The sequence below is a fragment of the Micromonospora citrea genome, from assembly GCF_049629545.1.
In the GTDB taxonomy this organism is placed as follows: domain Bacteria; phylum Actinomycetota; class Actinomycetes; order Mycobacteriales; family Micromonosporaceae; genus Micromonospora; species Micromonospora citrea_A.
The window spans coordinates 92,042-108,491 of record NZ_JBNADX010000022.1; the positions used below are offsets into that span (position 1 = coordinate 92,042).

At 72.7% G+C, this 16,450-nt stretch carries 18 protein-coding genes and 1 tRNA gene; 9 read left to right on the forward strand and 10 right to left on the reverse strand.

Annotated elements, in window-relative coordinates:
- The first annotated feature begins 145 nt into the window (after window positions 1–145).
- A complete protein-coding gene (locus ACPFP2_RS22320) occupies window positions 146–610 on the forward strand; it encodes a carboxymuconolactone decarboxylase family protein (RefSeq protein WP_424091114.1) in 465 nt (154 codons plus the stop codon).
- On the opposite strand, the gene ACPFP2_RS22325 is transcribed toward ACPFP2_RS22320, so the two are convergent.
- Window positions 567–1,562: an LPXTG cell wall anchor domain-containing protein gene (locus tag ACPFP2_RS22325; RefSeq protein ID WP_424091115.1), complete on the reverse strand. Its 996-nt coding sequence runs from the start codon at window positions 1,560–1,562 to the stop codon at window positions 567–569. The two genes, ACPFP2_RS22320 and ACPFP2_RS22325, sit on opposite strands and share 44 nt — an antisense overlap.
- 193 nt (window positions 1,563–1,755) lie before the next feature.
- On the opposite strand from ACPFP2_RS22325, the gene ACPFP2_RS22330 reads away from it, so the two are divergent.
- A complete protein-coding gene (locus ACPFP2_RS22330; RefSeq protein WP_424091116.1) occupies window positions 1,756–2,157 on the forward strand; it encodes a DoxX family protein in 402 nt (133 codons plus the stop codon).
- Window positions 2,158–2,322: 165 nt separating this feature from the next.
- Window positions 2,323–2,478, forward strand: coding sequence for a hypothetical protein (locus tag ACPFP2_RS22335; protein WP_424091117.1), 156 nt, complete (start codon window positions 2,323–2,325; stop codon window positions 2,476–2,478).
- Between the two features lie 61 nt (window positions 2,479–2,539).
- Here ACPFP2_RS22335 and ACPFP2_RS22340 read toward each other — a convergent pair.
- Window positions 2,540–2,616: transfer RNA gene (locus ACPFP2_RS22340), tRNA-Thr, on the reverse strand.
- A gap of 367 nt (window positions 2,617–2,983) precedes the next feature.
- Between ACPFP2_RS22340 and ACPFP2_RS22345 the strand changes: the two genes are divergently transcribed.
- Window positions 2,984–4,075, forward strand: a complete 1,092-nt coding sequence (locus ACPFP2_RS22345) for an ABC transporter ATP-binding protein (RefSeq protein WP_424091118.1) — start codon at window positions 2,984–2,986, stop codon at window positions 4,073–4,075.
- A 66-nt stretch (window positions 4,076–4,141) separates the two neighbouring features.
- Here ACPFP2_RS22345 and rlmB read toward each other — a convergent pair whose 3' ends face one another.
- The gene (gene rlmB, locus ACPFP2_RS22350) at window positions 4,142–5,278 is read right to left on the reverse strand and encodes a 23S rRNA (guanosine(2251)-2'-O)-methyltransferase RlmB (RefSeq protein ID WP_424091119.1); all 1,137 of its coding nucleotides are present in this window, start codon (window positions 5,276–5,278) and stop codon (window positions 4,142–4,144) included.
- On the reverse strand, window positions 5,278–6,693 hold the full coding sequence (gene cysS / locus ACPFP2_RS22355; protein WP_424091120.1) for a cysteine--tRNA ligase: 1,416 nt from the start codon (window positions 6,691–6,693) through the stop codon (window positions 5,278–5,280). The genes rlmB and cysS overlap by 1 nt, the downstream gene beginning before the upstream one ends.
- Window positions 6,694–6,756: 63 nt before the next feature.
- Between cysS and ACPFP2_RS22360 the strand changes: the two genes are divergently transcribed.
- Window positions 6,757–7,404, forward strand: a complete 648-nt coding sequence (locus ACPFP2_RS22360; protein WP_424091121.1) for an IclR family transcriptional regulator — start codon at window positions 6,757–6,759, stop codon at window positions 7,402–7,404.
- A 902-nt stretch (window positions 7,405–8,306) separates the two neighbouring features.
- Complete coding sequence (locus ACPFP2_RS22365) at window positions 8,307–8,747, forward strand: endonuclease domain-containing protein (protein WP_424091122.1); 441 nt, start codon at window positions 8,307–8,309, stop codon at window positions 8,745–8,747.
- 140 nt (window positions 8,748–8,887) lie between these two features.
- Here the strand turns inward: ACPFP2_RS22365 and ACPFP2_RS22370 are convergent, their stop codons facing one another.
- From ACPFP2_RS22370 to ACPFP2_RS22380, 3 genes are all read right to left on the reverse strand, one after another.
- Window positions 8,888–10,567: a S8 family serine peptidase gene (locus tag ACPFP2_RS22370; protein ID WP_424091123.1), complete on the reverse strand. Its 1,680-nt coding sequence runs from the start codon at window positions 10,565–10,567 to the stop codon at window positions 8,888–8,890.
- Between the two features lie 84 nt (window positions 10,568–10,651).
- Window positions 10,652–11,344 (reverse strand): HAD family hydrolase, encoded by a 693-nt coding sequence (locus ACPFP2_RS22375; RefSeq protein ID WP_424091139.1) that lies wholly within the window; start codon window positions 11,342–11,344, stop codon window positions 10,652–10,654.
- Between the two features lie 13 nt (window positions 11,345–11,357).
- The gene (locus tag ACPFP2_RS22380; protein WP_424091124.1) at window positions 11,358–12,317 is read right to left on the reverse strand and encodes an EamA family transporter; all 960 of its coding nucleotides are present in this window, start codon (window positions 12,315–12,317) and stop codon (window positions 11,358–11,360) included.
- A gap of 84 nt (window positions 12,318–12,401) precedes the next feature.
- Between ACPFP2_RS22380 and ACPFP2_RS22385 the strand changes: the two genes are divergently transcribed.
- Entirely contained in the window at window positions 12,402–12,947 is a 546-nt protein-coding gene (locus ACPFP2_RS22385) for a CGNR zinc finger domain-containing protein (protein ID WP_424091125.1), read from the forward strand.
- On the opposite strand, the gene ACPFP2_RS22390 is transcribed toward ACPFP2_RS22385, so the two are convergent.
- The gene (locus tag ACPFP2_RS22390; protein ID WP_424091126.1) at window positions 12,907–13,485 is read right to left on the reverse strand and encodes a GNAT family N-acetyltransferase; all 579 of its coding nucleotides are present in this window, start codon (window positions 13,483–13,485) and stop codon (window positions 12,907–12,909) included. The two genes, ACPFP2_RS22385 and ACPFP2_RS22390, sit on opposite strands and share 41 nt — an antisense overlap.
- A gap of 63 nt (window positions 13,486–13,548) precedes the next feature.
- Between ACPFP2_RS22390 and ACPFP2_RS22395 the strand changes: the two genes are divergently transcribed.
- A complete protein-coding gene (locus tag ACPFP2_RS22395) occupies window positions 13,549–14,211 on the forward strand; it encodes an HAD family hydrolase (RefSeq protein ID WP_424091127.1) in 663 nt (220 codons plus the stop codon).
- A 157-nt stretch (window positions 14,212–14,368) separates the two neighbouring features.
- On the opposite strand, the gene ACPFP2_RS22400 is transcribed toward ACPFP2_RS22395, so the two are convergent.
- Window positions 14,369–14,551 carry a DUF397 domain-containing protein gene (locus ACPFP2_RS22400; protein ID WP_424091128.1) on the reverse strand — a complete coding sequence of 61 codons (183 nt, stop codon included), beginning with the start codon at window positions 14,549–14,551 and terminating at the stop codon, window positions 14,369–14,371.
- On the reverse strand, window positions 14,542–15,354 hold the full coding sequence (locus ACPFP2_RS22405; RefSeq protein ID WP_424091129.1) for a helix-turn-helix domain-containing protein: 813 nt from the start codon (window positions 15,352–15,354) through the stop codon (window positions 14,542–14,544). The genes ACPFP2_RS22400 and ACPFP2_RS22405 overlap by 10 nt, the downstream gene beginning before the upstream one ends.
- 706 nt (window positions 15,355–16,060) lie before the next feature.
- On the opposite strand from ACPFP2_RS22405, the gene ACPFP2_RS22410 reads away from it, so the two are divergent.
- On the forward strand, window positions 16,061–16,369 hold the full coding sequence (locus tag ACPFP2_RS22410) for a hypothetical protein (RefSeq protein WP_424091130.1): 309 nt from the start codon (window positions 16,061–16,063) through the stop codon (window positions 16,367–16,369).
- The last annotated feature ends 81 nt before the right edge of the window (window positions 16,370–16,450 follow it).

The following is a 16,450-nucleotide window of genomic DNA, read 5'->3' on the forward strand; positions in this document are numbered from 1 at the left end:
TCGGCCGGGCGCGTCGCGCTGTCCGGGATCCGTGACCACCGTCACATCTGTCACGCCGTCCGGCTGGCCGTCGACATACCGGTGACGGACCACGGCGACGCGATGCGACGACGCCGGCCAGCCCGACATGAAGAGGACGGATCGAATGACCACCGAACCGCGCATGCAGAACCCCGCCGCCGTGCTGCCGGACATCGCCGGGGCGGTCAACCTGCTCTACAAGGCCGCCCACTCGGCCGGCGTGCCGGGGCGCACCCTGGAGCTGGTGCACCTGCGGGCCAGCCAGATCAACGGGTGCGGCCCCTGCGTCGACTCCGGCGCCCGCGCCGCCCGCAAGGCCGGCGAGACCGAGGAGCGGCTGTTCGCGCTGGCCGCCTGGCGGGAGACGCCGTACTTCACCGAGGCGGAGCGGGCGGCGCTCGCGCTCGCCGAGGCGGCCACCCGGCTCGCCGACCGGGCCGACGCGGTGCCGGACGCCATCTGGGCCGAGGCGGCACGGCACTTCGAGGAGAAGGAGATGGCCGCCCTCGTGCTCTGGGTGGCGACCACCAACTTCTTCAACCGGCTCAACGTCGCCACCCGCCAGCAGGCCCCGCAGAACTGGGGCTGAGGACCGAAGGTCCGGGCCCCGGGACGTGCAGCGCCCCCGGCCACACGGGGGGAAAGGGGGGCCGCCGGGAGGAGCGGCAGGCGACGAAACGGGTCCGCCGACGACGGGCGACGAGGAAGCCCCCGCCGCCGAGGAGCAGCAGCACCGCGCCGACACCGGCCAGGGTGGCGGTGCCCGCGCCGGTCACCGGCAGCCCGCCGCCCTCGCCGCCGTCCTCACCGCCGGGGACGGTGGGGCCGGCGCTGGGGGTCGTGGTGGCGGGGGCCGACGGCGAGCCGGTGGGCACGGCCGTGGGCGAGGCGGTCGGGGACCCGGTCGGCTCGGGCGACGGCGTGGTCAGCCCGACGTAGGCGAAGTTGATCGGGCGGGGGGTCTCCGGCAACGGCAGCGAACGGGGCTCCAACCGCAGAGTGCCGTCCGTGCCGCGCTCGACCTCGGTGCCGGGAAGTGCGTCCGCCTTCGCCAGGGCCTCGACACCACCCCGGGCGTCGGCCCACTCCTTGCTGGCCCAGCGGAAGACGACCGCCGGCATCTGGTCGGCTCGGGCGTTCGGCGCGGTCCTGACGATCGACGCGGTCAACGCGAGCGTGGCGTCGGCCTCCAGAACGTCGCTGAACTCGCACCAGGCCGCGTCCTGGTTGGTCCACGTCGAGTACCAGCAGTTGTCGTACCGCCTGGTGAGGTCGAGGTCGTTGAAGACCCGGACCTGCACGACGACACCGTCGACCGGCTTCTCGTCGATGTTCGTCACGCCCAGCACGACGGGCGCGACCTCGTCCGGGCCGACCAGGTACTTCTTGTTCCGGCCGGTGTCCGGGTCCTGCTCGGTGACGGCGGCGAGCTTCGCGGTCTCGGGCGTGGACGACGCGACGGCGGCGGCCGGCGCGGCGACGACCCCGACGCCGAGGATCGCGGCGCCCAGGGCGAGCCGGGCGTACGGATGCAGAGTCATGTGTGGTGATCCCCCGTGGTAGATGGCCACGACACGATACAGATCGACATCTCCGGCGTGGCACCCGCCGGACACAGTGGACGGGGCCGGATGAAACCGGCGCGGGGGAGCGGATGTCCGGGACGGGCCGCCGACCTCGACGTCTCTACTGACGGGCGCCACCGAGATGCCCGCAGAGCGGACAGGACGAGCCATGTCACGACCGACCACACTCCTGGGAAGCCTTCGGGCCGCCACGATCACCGCCTGGGTGCTGCAGATCCTGCTCGGCCTCGCCGTCGCCGGGGGTGGGCTGCTCAAGCTCACCGGCGATCCGACCATGGTCGAGATGTTCGACGACATCGGTGCCGGCCAGTGGCTGCGCTTCGTGGTCGGGGCACTCGAAGTGGCGGGCGGGGTGGGCCTGCTGGTCCCCCGTGTCCGCGCGTTGGCCGCACTCGGCCTGCTGCTGTTGCTCCTCTGCGCGGCCGTCGTCAACGTGGCCGTGCTCGACACCGGTCCGCTCGGCGCGCTCGCCTTCGCCGCCGTGGCGCTGGCCGTCCTGCTCCTGCGTCGCCACGAGTTGCCGGGGAGAGCCGCCCCCACCACGTCCTGAGACCGGCAGACCGGCAGCGAGGCGTCGTCGACGGGCGCACCGGACGCCAAGGAGTCCGTCGACCGCTGGCGACCTTCAACGGCAGGATTACGCCGACTTCGCCGAGTACGACGATCTCCGGCTCTTCGACGTCTCCTAGCTTTTTCCTCTCAGCGGGGCACCCCGATGGAGCCCACCAACCTCGCGGCCAGCGGGGTCGGCGGCGAAGTGCTGAATCTGGGCGTACCGCCGCACGTCGTGCAGGCCATCGCCCGGCACGCCGACGTCAAAGGCACGTTCAAGGGCTACGCCCACGCCAACCTCGACGGGCAGCTGGCGTGACCCGCGCTGCTGTCGGCCCGGCGACTCACGGCAGCGCCCGTCGCAGAACGCCTGATGGAATTGGAGCCCCCGGCCGGGATCGAACCGGCGACATCTCGCTTACAAGGCGAGTGCTCTGGCCAGCTGAGCTACAGGGGCGCGTGTGACGACGTCAGCATAGCGACTGACGTCCGGAATTCCCGCTCGGCAGGGGTCCCGAGCACGGAAAACGTCAATTTCCCGACCGGCCCACCGACCGGCGGGCGCTCACACCGACCGGCAGTCGTGGGGATTGATGCCTCGCCGTGCCCGACTGCCCGGAATGTGTATGCCGCCCGTCCCATCCGTTGTCTCTCGTCTTGGCACGGTGCGGAAAGCGGTTTACCGTGCAGTGACACGTGCGACACCCCGCCCGGCTCCGGCCGCCCACGGGGCGGCGTCCGTGGGCCGGCGCCGACGCGGTGCCGGCTGCTCCTTCACTCGGATCGTCCGGCACGTTCCTGCCGGTGAAAGGAAGCGCACCACCATGGCTACGGTCACCTACGCGAAGGCGTCCCGGATCTACCCGGGCACCGAACGCCCCGCGGTCAACCAGCTCGACCTGCAGATCGGCGACGGGGAGTTCCTCGTCCTGGTCGGCCCGTCGGGTTGCGGCAAGTCCACCAGCCTGCGGATGCTCGCCGGTCTGGAGGACGTCGACGACGGCGCGATCTACATCGAGGACCGGGACGTCACCCACCTCCCGCCGAAGGCCCGCGACATCGCGATGGTCTTCCAGAACTACGCCCTCTACCCGCACATGTCGGTGTACGAGAACATGGCGTTCGCGCTCAAGTTGCGCAAGACCCCGAAGGACGAGATCGACCGTCGGGTCAAGGAGGCGGCCGGGCTGCTCCAGCTGGAGGAGTACCTCAACCGCAAGCCGAAGGCGCTCTCCGGCGGTCAGCGCCAGCGGGTCGCCATGGGCCGCGCGATCGTCCGCGAGCCGCAGGTCTTCCTCATGGACGAGCCGCTGTCGAACCTCGACGCCAAGCTCCGCGTGCAGACCCGTACCCAGATCGCCTCGCTGCAGGCGAAGCTCGGCATCACCACGGTCTACGTCACCCACGACCAGGTCGAGGCCATGACCATGGGTCACCGGGTGGCGGTCATGCTCGACGGCGTCCTCCAGCAGGTGGACACCCCGCGCGCCCTCTACGACACCCCGGCCAACGTCTTCGTCGCCGGCTTCATGGGCTCCCCCGCCATGAACATCAAGACGGTGCCGCTGACCGAGCACGGCGCGGCCTTCGCCGAGCTGCTCCTCCCGCTGACCCGCGAGCAGGCCGCGGCGGCCCGCGCCGAGGGCAGCAACGGCAAGGTGACCGTCGGCTTCCGTCCGGAGGACTGCGACCTGGTCAGCCCGACCGAGGGCGGCATGCCGGTCGTGGTCGAGCTGGTCGAGGACCTCGGCTCGGACGCCAACGTCTACGGCCACGCCGCGCTGGAGGGCCACAACGAGCGCTTCGTGGTCCGCACCGACCGTCGCACCATGCCGAACATGGGTGACACCGTGTTCGTCAAGCCGCGCCCCGGCCGCACCCACGTCTTCCACGCCACCACCGGCAGCCGGATCTGACGTACGTACGGTGAAGGGGCGGTCCGCTACGGCGGACCGCCCCTTTCGTGTGTGCCCGGGGTCGGGTCAGACCTCGGCGGCGCGGCGGCGGGCCACCTCGGCGAGGGTGACCGCAGCGGCGACGCTGGCGTTGAGCGACTCGACGTCGGAGATCATCGGGATGCTGACGGTCAGGTCGCAGGTCTCGCCGACCAGCCGGGACAGCCCGCGCCCCTCGGAGCCGACCACCACGACCAGCGGGCCGACCGCGGCCTCCAGGTCGTACAGGTCGGTGTCGCCGTCGGCGTCGAGGCCGACCACCATGAAGCCGGCGTCCTGGCAGGCCTTCAACGAGCGGGTCAGGTTGGTGACCTGGGCGACCGGCACCCGCGCGGCCGCGCCGGCGCTGGTGCGCCAGGCGGTCGCGGTGATCCCGGCGGCCCGCCGCTCCGGTACGAAGACACCCTGCGCGCCGAACGCGGCGGCGGACCGGATGACCGCGCCCAGGTTGCGCGGGTCGGTGACCCCGTCCAGCGCGACCAGCAGCGGGGCCGGCTGCTCCAGCGCGGCGGCGACGAGGTCCTCGAACGGCTCGTACGCGAAGGGCGGCACCTGGAGGCCGACACCCTGGTGCAGCACCCCGCCGGTCATCCGGTCCAGCTCGGCGCGGCTGATCTCCAGGATGGCGATGCCCCGGTCGGCAGCGGTCCGGACGATCTCGTTGACCCGGTCGTCGGCGTCGATGCCCTGCGCGGTGTAGAGCGCGGTCGCCGGCACGTGCGCGCGCAGCGACTCCAGCACCGGGTTACGGCCGACCAGCAGCTCCGGGGTGTCCTTCGCCGGGTTGGACTTGCGCCCCGGCGCGACCCGGGGACCGGTGCGGCCGGTGGGCTTGCCGCCCCGGCCGCCCGCGCCGCCCCCGCCGCCCCGACCGGCGGGGACACCCCGGGTGCCCTTGCCCCAGGTGGTGTCCTTGCTGCCGGGCTGACCGATCTTGGGGGCGCGCCCCTCCTCGGCCGCCGCGCGGCGCTCCTTGTCCTGCTTCCAGGCGGTGCGCTGGGGCAGCTTCTCGGTGCCCGAGTACGCCTTGTGCCAGGGTCGCTCGTCGGCGGGCAGGGTCCGGCCCCGGCCCGCGAGGGAGTCCTTGTTCTTGCCACCGGAGCCCTTGGGGGCGCCCGCCTTCGGCGTCAGTCGCCGGCCACGGCGCTGCGAGTTGCCGGCCATCAGTCCTGCTCTCCAATAGTCCAACGGGGGCCCTGGGGGGTGTCCTCGACCACCACGCCGGCCTGCTTGAGCTGGTCGCGTACGGCGTCCGCGGCGGCCCAGTCCTTGCGGCTGCGGGCCTGGGCGCGCTGCTCCAGGGCGAGCGCGATCAGGGAGTCCACCACGCCGCGCAGGTCGTCTGCGCGGTCGCCGCCCGTCCAGGCCGGGTCCAGGGGGTCGACGCCGAGGATATCCAGCATGGCCCGGGCGGAGGCGAGGGTCGTGCGGACGGTCACATCGTCGCCGGCGGTCAGGGCGGTGTTGCCGTCCCGGACCACCTCGTGCAGCACGGCGAGGGCGGCGGAGGTGTTGAGGTCGTCGTCCATCGCCGCGACGAAGCCGGCGGGCAGGTCGCCGAGCTGGCCACCGCCGACCCGTTCGACGGCGCGCTGCACGAAGCCCTCGATCCGCCGGTACGCCACGGCGGCCTCACGCAGCGCGTCCTCGGAGTAGTCGATCCGGGAGCGGTAGTGCGCGGCGGCGTAGTAGTAGCGCAGCTCCACCGGGCGCACCCCGAGCGAGTCCACGTACGTCAGGTCGAGGGTGTTGCCGAGCGACTTGCCCATCTTCGCCCCGCCGATGCTGAGCAGGCCGTGGTGCACCCAGTACCGGGCGAAGGGCAGGCCGGCGGCCTGCGACTGGGCGATCTCGTTCTCGTGGTGCGGGAAGGTCAGGTCGAGCCCGCCGCCGTGGATGTCGAACTCCGGGCCGAGGTAGCGCCAGCACATCGCCGAGCACTCGATGTGCCAGCCGGGACGGCCCCGGCCCCACGGCGACGGCCAGTACGCGTCGGCCGGCTCGTCGGGCTTGGCGCCCTTCCAGAGCGCGAAGTCGCGCGGGTCGCGCTTGCCCCGGTCGGGGGCGTCCCCGGCGGACTGCATGTCGTCGGGCGACTGACCGGACAGCGACCCGTACGCCGGCCAGGAACGCACGTCGAAGTAGACGTCGCCGGAGCCGTCGGTGGCCGGGTAGGCGTGCCCGTCGGCGATCAGCTTGGCGATCAGCTCGTGCATCTCCGGGATGTGCCCGGTGGCGCGCGGCTCGTACGTCGGCGCGAGCACGTTCAACGCCCGGTACGACTCGGCCAGGATCAGCTCGTTGGCGTACGCGATGGACCAGAACGGCCGGTTCTGCTCCTGCGCCTTGATCAGGATCTTGTCGTCGATGTCGGTGAGGTTGCGGATGAACCGGACCTCGTAGCCGGCGGCGACCAGCCAGCGGCGCAGCACGTCGTAGTTGACGCCGGAGCGAAGGTGGCCGATGTGCGGGGGTGCCTGGAGGGTGAGACCACACAGGTAGACCCCCACCTTGCCGGCTTCCCGCGGGACGAAGTCCCGCACCGATCGGGTGGCGGTGTCATACAGGCGTAGCGTCACCGTACAAGGGTAGCCGTCCCCGCATTTCGTGGTTGGCCGGAGCCGGGCCGTACGCTGCCTGTCGTGGAGACGCAGGCGCGCGGCGGAGAGACGGCGCAGACCCTCGACCGGGGCCTGCGCCTGCTGCACCTGGTGGCCGACGCCCCGTCCGGCCTGACGGTCACCGAGGCGGCGAACCGGCTGGGCATCGGCCGGGCGGCGGTCTACCGGCTGGTCGGCGCGCTGACCGGGCACGGCATGATCCGCCGGGACGGCGACGGGCGGCTGCGCCTCGGCGCCGGGGTGCTGCACCTGGCCCGCCGGGCCCAGCCGCTGCTCGCCGAGGGGGCGTTGCCCGCGCTGCGCCGGCTCGCCGAGCAGGCCGGCGCGACCGCGCACCTCACCGTGGTCGAGGGCGGCGAGGGGGTGGCCCTGGCCGTGGTCGAGCCGAGTTGGACGTCGTTCCACGTCGCGTACCGGACAGGGGCGCGGCATCCGCTGGAGCGGGGGGCGGCGGGGCGGGCCATCCTCGCCGGCCGCTCCGGCGACGCGCGCCCGGTGGGCAGCGCCGGGGAGTTGCAGTCCGGGGCGTACGGGGTGGCGGCGCCGGTGCTCGGGGTGCCCGGGCTGGAGGCGAGCGTCGGCGTGGTGGCGCTGGCCCCGCTCGACGTCGACACGGTCGGCCCTCAGGTCGCCGCCGCCGCGACCGCGATCGCCGCCGCCCTCTCCTGACCGGGCCGCCACCGCCCCTCCGCCCCGCCGCCCCGCCGCGATCGACTCCGTTTGCGGCGTGGGGGGGGGGGGTTGGGGGGGTGGGAAAAACGAAAAAAAAAAAAAAAAAAGGCCTTTTTTTGTGTTTTTTCTTTTTTTCTTTTTTCCCCAACCCCCACCACACGCCGCAAAGCAAGTGGACCGAGGAATGGCCCCTAGCAGAGCGGGTGTGGTGGGTGGGGGTTTTCCACAAGGGGTCCGGCGGGCGGCGCGTGGGCTGTCCACAGGGGGTGCCGCCGGGGGCTTCGTCGTCGCCACGCTGACCGGCATGCCTCCTCTCGCGCACCGGCCCAGCATGCTGGCCTGGCAGGTATTCCGCGGCTCGGATGCGATCCGCCACGGGCTGCTGAGCCCCCATCAGCTGCGCAGCGCCGCCTGGGTGCGGCTGGGTCGCGACGTCTACGCCGATTCCCGCCTCGACCGGGACCACCGGCTGGCCTGCCGGGCAGTGTCCCTACGGATGCCGGCCGGGACGGTGCTCGCCGGACCGTCGGCGGCGTACCTGCACGGCGTCGAGCACGCGGCGGTATTCGTCGACGACGTCCACGTCCTGGCCCCGTGGGCGACGAGCGTCCGCAGCCAGCGGGGCGTACGGGTCCACACGACGCTGTCACCACGGCGGGCGGGCGACGCCGTCGCGTCAGGTCGACTCGGGCGACGACTCAGCGCCGGATGTGACGACCGGCGCGGCCACGCAGGATGCGGTGACCGACGGCCTGCCCATGCCGCCCGATGGATCTCCGCCGAGCGGCGCACCGTCCTTTCGTGCGGGCGGCCTTTCGCCCTGGTCGCAGCCGGCCGTCGCCGCCTGGGAATCGGGAGCCTGGCTCGATCCGCTCCGGGCGGTCGGCATCGTCGACTCGTTGTTGGCCGGCGGTCTGACCGACCTGGCTGCCCTCGCCGAGGTGGCCGACCGCTTCGCCGACCGTCCCGGTGGTCGGCGGGCCCGCCGTGTGTTCGGGCTGGCCGACCCGGGAGCACAGTCACCGCCGGAGTCCCACCTGCGGGTACGCCTGATCCTCGCCGGCCTGCCCCGACCGGTCACCCAGCACCCGGTCCGGTTGTCGTCCGGCCTGGTCCTGCACCCCGATCTGGCCTGGCCGGAGTTCCGGGTGGCGGTGGAGTACGACGGCCAGTGGCACGCCGACCCCGACCAACTGCACCGCGACCGTCGACGACTCAACCAGATGGTGGCCGCCGGCTGGCTCGTGCTGCACGTGACGAGCCGCCGCCTCCGGGGCGACTTCCCGGCAGTCCTCCGCGAGGTCCGAACCGCCCTCGCCTCCCGCGGCTGGCGGCGGTGACGGCGCGCCACCGTTTGCGGCGTGTCGCGGCATCCACCCACCCCGGATACCGCGACACGCCGCAAACGGCGAGTGGACAGCGCCCCGGACGCCAGAGGGCCCGGGCGACGGCGGTCGCCCGGGCCCTCCCTGGAAATGTGTTACGGCTGGACGTGCGGCTTGAGCGGGCTCTTCACGGCGGCATACGCGTCGACGATCCCGTAGCCGTAGAAGCCGTTGAAGTTCAGCGAGCCGGCGCAGTACGCGTCGAACTCGACCGAACGGCCCTCGTCGGTGTAGCTCTGCAGGCGCGGCTCCGGGCAGGCGTGCTCGGCGGCGGTCCGGTACAGGTGCTGCTCCACCAGTTCGGGCGCCAGGCCGAAGCCGTTGCGCCCCTGCTTCTTGCCGTGCTTGCTGACGATCAGCCCGGCGACGCCGCTGACGTGCGGCGAGGCCATCGAGGTGCCCTGCAGGTAGGTGTAGTACCCGCACTCACCCTTGGTGGTGCACTGCTTGAACACCGACTCCTCGAAGCCCGCGACGATGTCGCCGTTCTCGTCGACCGAGCCTTCCTCCTGGAGCACCTTCTTCGGGTACGTGGAGAGGATCATGTTGGCGTCGGTGCGGAAGGTGTCGGTGCCGTAGCCGTCCCGGAACCAGCCGCCCGGTGCGGCGACCGAGATCTGTTCGGTGCCGTAGTTGGAGTAGTCGGCCTTCTTGCCGGACGGGCCGACGGCGGAGACGCCGATCACGTGCGGACCCTCGACCGGGAAGTCCCAGCAGGTCTCGTTGTCGATGGGCCGCGGGTACGGGTCGGAGCCGTAGTCCGGGCTGGAGACGTCGGTCCGGGGCGCACCGAGGTCCTCGTGGTTGTTGCCGAGCGAGCCGACCAGGGTCACGCCCTTGCGGTGGGCGAAGTTCAGGGCCCGCTTCATGGCCTTGATGATGGCCCGCTGCTCGGCCTGCGCCTCCGGGGAGTCCACCGGGTTGGCGGTGCAGTTGTAGAGCCACGGGTCGACGTAGAAGGACATGTTCACCACGTCGATACCGGCCTTGCCGGCGTACACCAGGGAGTTGACCACCGGGTCGAGGAAGAAGTACCCGGAGTCCTGGCCGCCCTTGAGCTCGACCAGCGAGACGTTCGGGGCGACGCCGGAGAGCCCGAAGCCGTTGGCTGCCGCGCCGATGGTGCCGGCGACGTGGGTGCCGTGCCCGCCGTCGTCCGTACCGACCGGGTCGAGGCAGCTCGCCACCTCGCACGGGCCGTCGATGTCGACGATGTCGGGGGCGAAGTTGCGGGACAGCGACCAGTTGAAGTTCGGCGCGAGGTCCGGCTGGCTGGCGTCGACACCGGTGTCGAGGATGGCGACGGTCACCCGCTTGTCACCGGGCTCGATCTTGCGGGCCTTGTCGGCGCGGATCATGTCCAGGCCCCACAGCTTGTCGTCCAGCGGGTCGAGCTTCTTGCCCTTGCCCTTGGCGATGCCCTTGGCCTGGGTCAGCAGGTGTTCCTGCTCGACCCGGTCCAGCTTCGGCTTGCGGCCGATGGCCTTCTGCTCGGCCGTACCGATCAGTTCGCCGGCGGCGGTCGCCCGGCTGGCGAAGTCGGCCCGGTCGCTGGTGACCCGGAACAGGCCGACGTCGTCGGTGCGGGAGACGACGGTCCCGCCCGCCGCCCGGATCGCGGCGATCGCCGCGTCTGCCGACACTCCGTCCTCGGCCACCACGGTGAAGATCCGGCTGCTGGTCGGCTCGGCGTTCGCCGGAGCCACCGTGCCGGTGACCGTCAATGCCAGAGCCGCCGCGGTCGCGACGGCTCCGGCGGTGAAGCGTTTGCTCACCACATCAGATCCTCTCGTTGAGGGACGTGGCAGCATCAGACCGCACCCGGAGGAATTGCGCCAGTGGAAGTCCGAAAGAGCCGGTTATCCAGTACTCGCGGTTTGCAGCTGACGTAGCAAGGCGGGCAGCTCGGCCAGTGTGGACAGCTCGGCGTCGGGGCGTACCTCGGGCGGGCACGGCAGGCCGGCCCGGTTGAGCCAGATCCCCCGCAGGCCGGCGCGTTGCGGGCCGACCACGTCGTGGGCGAGCGAGTCCCCGACGTACGCGATCTGCTCCGCCGGCACCCCGGCGGCCTCGACCACGGCGGCGTAGAACTCGGGCGCGGGCTTCTTGAGCAGGCCGCCGTCGTGCGCGTACAACTCGAAGGCGAACTCGCCGGCCAGGCCGCAGCGTTCCGCGCGGCTGTTGCCGTTGGTGGCGTAGCCGAGCGCGTACCCCGGCCGCAGTGCGGCGAGCGCGGGCAGCGCGTCGGCGAACGGCCGGGTCAGCGCGAACCGCCGGGCGAAGAAGAGCGCCGCCAGCTCGTCGAGGTGGTCGGTGAGCCCGGCCCGGGCCAGCGAGCGGGCCAGCGCCGCCCGCCGGATCTCCGCCACCGGCGCGGCGGACAGCGCACCGAAGACCGCACCCCAGTCGGATTCCAGGTCCGCGAGCGAGACGCCGGCCGCCGCCGGGGTCAGCCGCCGCATCTCCTCCAGTACGCCCACCAGCCCGCCGGTGACTGCCGGGCGCAGGTCGAGCAGGGTCTCGTCGGCGTCGAACACCACCACGTTCAGCACGACGGACACCGTCTCACGTCAGGGCCGGTTCGTCCGTCCGCTCGGTGAGCGGTTCGACCCGGACGCCGCGCAGCTCGTCGAGGCGGACCAGCGCCACCCCGGCGACGATCAGCGCGCCGCCGAGCAGCTGCACCAGGGTCGGCAGTTCGCCCAGCATCAGCCAGGCGATGAGCACCGCGAACATCACCTCGGTCAGCCCCACGAACGACGCCAGTCGGGCGCCGAGAACGCGGGTGGCCGCGATCCCGGCCAGGTACGCGACCACCGCCGCCACCAGGGACAGCCCGACGATGGGGACCAGCCAGCTGGTGCGCTGCCCGGCGAAGTCGACCTCGCCGAAGGTGGCCCGCAGCGGCAGCACCCCGGCGAGTCCGAGCAGGGCGAGCACGGCGGCGCCGACGGCCATGCCGCCGCTGGCCATGGCGACCGACGGCAGGCCGGCGTCGACCCGGGCGGCGAGCACGAAGTACCCGGCGAGGCCGACGGCCGCCCCGAGGCCCCAGAGCACGCCGACCGGGTCGAGTCGCCCGGCACCGGCCAGGTCGAGCACGAAGGCCAGCCCGGCGAGCGCGGCGACCGAGCCGACCACGGTGAGCCGCCGGGGCCGCTGCCCGTGCACCAGCCACATCCAGGCCACCACGAGGATGATGCCGAGGTACTCCAGCAGCAGGGCCACGCCGACCGGCAGGTAGCGCACGGCGTTGAAGAAGCAGGCCTGGGCGGTGGCGACGCCGAGCAGGCCGAAGACGCCGACCGGACCGAGGGTGCGGCGCAGCAACGCCCCCTTGCCGCGCAGGGACAGCACGGCCGGCACGGCGAGCACCAGGGCGGCGCTGCCGACCCGGGCGACGACCACGGCCTCGGCGGACCAGCCGGCCTCGATCAGCGAGCGGGCGAAGGTGCCGGAGGTGGCGAAGGTGACGGCCGACAGCAGGGCCAGGCCGAGGCCGACGCCGGTGGATCGTTGGTGCATCGGGCTCTCCTCGCCGGCGTGGTCGTCATGAGCGAACTGCGCTTATGCTGGTGACGCTAACGGCCGGTCGAGACAGGAGTCAAGTTGCTTTTCGCTCATGACACCGAGGCCGGGCTGATCGCCGCGACCGCCCTGGTCAACACCGACAGCCGGGACGGCGAGGGGCTGCCGGACGTCGACGCGCTGGGCGACTTCCTCGTCACCCACGGCTGGACCGGTCGGCACGAACGGACCGAGGCCGAGCTGCGCGCCGTCCGCGCGCTGCGGCCCCGGCTGCGCCGCATCTGGTACGCCGACGTCGACGAGATCGTCGCCATCGTCAACGAGCTGCTGCGCGAGTCCCACGCGCTGCCCCAGCTCGTCCGGCACGACGACGAGCCGTACCACCTGCACGCGGTGCCCCGGGACGCGCCGCTGGCGACCCGGATGGCGGTCGAGGCGGCGATGGCCGTCGCCGACCTGGTACGCGGCGGGGAGCTGGCCCGACTGGGCACCTGCGCCGACGCCGACTGCGACAGCGTGCTGGTCGACCTGTCGAAGAACCGGTCCCGCCGGTTCTGCGACGCGGGCTGCGGCAACCGGGCAGCTGTCACCGCGTACCGGGCGCGGAAGGCGGCCGGTCGGTCCTGAGCAGCTCGTACTCCACCTCGCCGTGCTCGGTGCCCGGAATCGGGTCGTCGAAGTGCGGGTGGAAGGTACGCACGTACCGCAGGCCGGCCTTCTCCATCACCGCGCGGGACCGGACGTTGACCGCCATGGTCTGCGCCCACACCCGCCGCACGCCCACCGTGTCGAAGGCGTGCCGCACCAGCGCGCGGGAGCCCTCGGTGGCCAGGCCCCGCCCCCACGCGGCACGGCGCAGCCGGTAGCCCAGCTCGGCCTCGGTGCCGTCGTCGGACGGGTCGAGCGCGAACCAGCCGAGGAACTCGCCGGTCGACCGCTCCTGTGCCGCCCAGCGGCCCAGGCCCGGGGTGTGGTCGTACCGGGCGAGGATGCGCGGCAGGTGCTCGTCGCGGACCGTCTCGCGCGGCGTCGCCACCCCGCCGGTCAGGAAGCGCATGACCTCCGGGTCGGCGTCCAGCGCGACCAGGTGGTCCACGTCGTCGGCGGTGAACCGGCGCAGTCGCAGCCGCGCGGTCTCCAGCAGCACCCCGTCAGATCCGGTCATGCCCCGGATCATGCCGGCACCCGGGCCGGCCGCTCCACGGGTTATCCGGCCTACACTGCGGCCGTGGTCAAGGGCCTGCTGCTCGACTTCTACGGCACCGTCGTGGAGGACGACGACGCGGCGGTGGCCGCGATCGCCGCCCGGGTGGCAGCCGAGGCAAGCACACCGGTCACCGCCGAGGCCGTCGCGGCGGCGTGGATGCGGGAGTACACCAGGGTCGCGGAGGGCCCGCCGTTCCGGCTGCTGCGCGACAGCGCACCGGCGAGCCTGGCCCGGGTGATGGCCGAGTTCGGCTGCCCCGGCGACCCGGCGGCGCTCCACGCGGCCGAGACGGCCCGCTGGGGACCACCACCGCTGCGCCCCGGCACCCGGGAGTTCCTCGCCGGCCTCCGACTGCCGGTCTGCGTGGTCTCCGACGCCGACCGGGCCGACCTGGCGGCCGTCGTCGCTCACCACGGCCTGACCTTCACCACCGTGGTGACCAGTGAGGACGTCGGAGCGTACAAGCCGGATGGTGCGATGTTCCGCCGGGCGCTCGCCGCGCTGGGACTGGCCGCCGACGAGGTGCTGCACGTCGGCGACTCGCTGCGTACCGACGTCGCCGGGGCGCACGCGGCGGGCATCCGCGCGGTGTGGGTCAACCGGCACGGGCGGCCGGCACCGCCCGGCGCCCCGGTCAGCCACGAGATCACCGACCTGACCGGCCTGGCCGCGATCATCCGCTGATCGGCACTCCGTCATGGCCGGCCGAGCACTGGCGGCACGAGGGTACGGACTGGCGGAGCACTGGCGTGCACTGACCGCGCACTGGCGGTGTGCCGGCCGGAACTGGCGGCACGGGCAGGTACAGGCGGAGAGGTCCGCGGCAGGTGGGCCGGTCGGGTCAGCGCGGCGGCGCGGCCAGGAAGGCCCGCCAGGCGTACGGGTCGAAGGTGAGCACCGGCCCGGCCGGGTCCTTGCTGTCCCGCACCCCGACCACCCCGGGCAGGTTGATCGCCACCTCGACGCACTGGGTCGTCTGGTCACTACGGCTACTCTTCCGCCACACGGCGCCGGTCAGATCCATGACTCGGCAATCTCCCTCAGCAGCTCGACGGACTCCTGCGCCGGCAGGGCCGCACCAAGGCTAACTTCCCAGACCTGTTGCAGCCGGCGGAGATTGGCCGGATCGTGCAGCTCCTCGCCCCGCCCCTGCCCACTGATGACGCCGAGTTCACTGTCGTCGGTCAGGGCCGCCAGGATGAAGGGTCCGCCGAGGCCCGGGTATTCCCCGGCCGACAACGGCACCACCTGCAACCGGACATGCGGATGCTCGGTGGCGATCCGCGCGAGATGCAGAGCCTGGTCGGCCATCGTCTTGCGACCGCCCACGCAGCGGCGCAACACCCCCTCGTCCAGGACTGCGACGACCTTCAGAACCCGGTCACCGTAGAGGCAGTCCTGAAACTCCATCCGCTCGGCGAGCCGACGCTCGACCTCTGGCTGGTCGAGCAGGTCACCGGCTTCGAACACCGCTCGGGCGTAAGCCTCCGTCTGGAAGAGGCCCGGCACGTAACGCGACTCGTACCAGCGGAGCATCCGTGCCTCGGCCAGGATCCTCCGCCAGCCACGCAACCACACCTGTGCGGTGTCGAGGGCGACCAGTTCGGTGAGCATGCGGCCGAAGATGCCGCCGGTGTCCAGGGCCCGGTCGACCAGCTCCAGGTACTTCGCGGTGGGCTGCTGCTGGCCCAGCTCGACCGCGCTCACCATCGACGCCGAGTAGTTGACCGCCTTGGCCAGCTCGTCCTGGCTCAGGCCCCGGCGCGTCCGCGCCCGGCGCAGTTCGGCGACCAGGAAGGCCGCCGCCGTCATCCGCCCGTCCGCCATCTCCAGCCGTCCTCCAGCGCCCCGGGTGGTCCATTCCAGCGCCGCGCCGATCCGACGAGCCGTGATCGCAGGGCGTCTCGGGCAGCGGGCGCGGACCCTTCACACCGTAGTGGTGTCGTCACCACACTGTGAAGCGCGACAGCACCCGGCCCACCCTCCGGCCGGCGCGGTGTCGCGGTGGGACCGCCCGCTCCCCCGGCCGGCGGTCCCACCAGCCGGGGGAGACGACGCCACCGACCAGCTTCGAGGGAGACGACGAGATGCCCCGGCCCACCCGGCGACACCAGCCTGTCCTGTCCCGACCCACCGAGCGGCCCGCGCCGGCCCTGCTGGACCGCCGTCACTCGGGCGGGTGGCAGGACCCCGCCCGCAACCGAGGTCCGCTACCGCTCACACCCCACCACCGCCGGACGCCGGCACCGCCCACGTCCCACCACCGCCGAACGCCGGCACCGCCCCCGCCTCCGCCAGTACCGCTCGCGCCCTGCCATCGCCGGACCTGGCGTGGTCTTCGCCGGTGGTGTTCGTGCGGGTTGCGGTGGCACAGCTGCCCCTCCCGGCACGTCACCGTCCCGACCGAACCGGTCGCCGGCCCGCCCGTTACGAGCCGTCCGGCCTGGGCCGACGTCACCGTGGCGTACCCGAGGGTGGGGCGTGCCGGTTGGCTCACGCCGGCGCAGCAGTGGCGGGCCAACGGCGGCCGTTGGTGAACCCCGGCCCCTGGCCCGGCGGATCGGGGCGCGACGGCGAGCCGCGCCCGCACCTGCCGCTACGCCCCATCTGGCTCTGCCGGAGCTGCGCCCTGCCGTGGCCCTGCGCGACGGCACGTCTCGCCCTGGTCGCCGAGTACGCGCACGACCGGGTCGCGCTCAGCGTCTACCTCTGCGCGGTGCTGCACGACGCCGCCGGGGACCTGTACCGGCTCAATCCGCACGACGGCCCCGACCCGACGGCCCTCTTCCGGCGCTTCCTCGCCTGGGTGCCGCGCCTCCGCGCCGGACCGGAGGACCGTTGACCCCGCCCCGGAATGCGGCGTGGGGGGGGGGTACAGCCAAAGAAAAACAAAACAAAAAAACAAAAAAGACAAAAAACAACA

Coding starts and splice junctions, on each gene's coding strand:
- ACPFP2_RS22320 (WP_424091114.1), top strand. CDS start 146: ATGACCACCGAACCGCGCATGCAGAACCCCGCCGCCGTGCTGCCGGAC.
- ACPFP2_RS22325 (WP_424091115.1), bottom strand. CDS start 1,562: ATGACTCTGCATCCGTACGCCCGGCTCGCCCTGGGCGCCGCGATCCTC.
- ACPFP2_RS22330 (WP_424091116.1), top strand. CDS start 1,756: ATGTCACGACCGACCACACTCCTGGGAAGCCTTCGGGCCGCCACGATC.
- ACPFP2_RS22335 (WP_424091117.1), top strand. CDS start 2,323: ATGGAGCCCACCAACCTCGCGGCCAGCGGGGTCGGCGGCGAAGTGCTG.
- ACPFP2_RS22345 (WP_424091118.1), top strand. CDS start 2,984: ATGGCTACGGTCACCTACGCGAAGGCGTCCCGGATCTACCCGGGCACC.
- rlmB (WP_424091119.1), bottom strand. CDS start 5,278: ATGGCCGGCAACTCGCAGCGCCGTGGCCGGCGACTGACGCCGAAGGCG.
- ACPFP2_RS22380 (WP_424091124.1), bottom strand. CDS start 12,317: ATGCACCAACGATCCACCGGCGTCGGCCTCGGCCTGGCCCTGCTGTCG.
- ACPFP2_RS22390 (WP_424091126.1), bottom strand. CDS start 13,485: ATGACCGGATCTGACGGGGTGCTGCTGGAGACCGCGCGGCTGCGACTG.
- ACPFP2_RS22400 (WP_424091128.1), bottom strand. CDS start 14,551: ATGGATCTGACCGGCGCCGTGTGGCGGAAGAGTAGCCGTAGTGACCAG.
- ACPFP2_RS22405 (WP_424091129.1), bottom strand. CDS start 15,354: ATGGCGGACGGGCGGATGACGGCGGCGGCCTTCCTGGTCGCCGAACTG.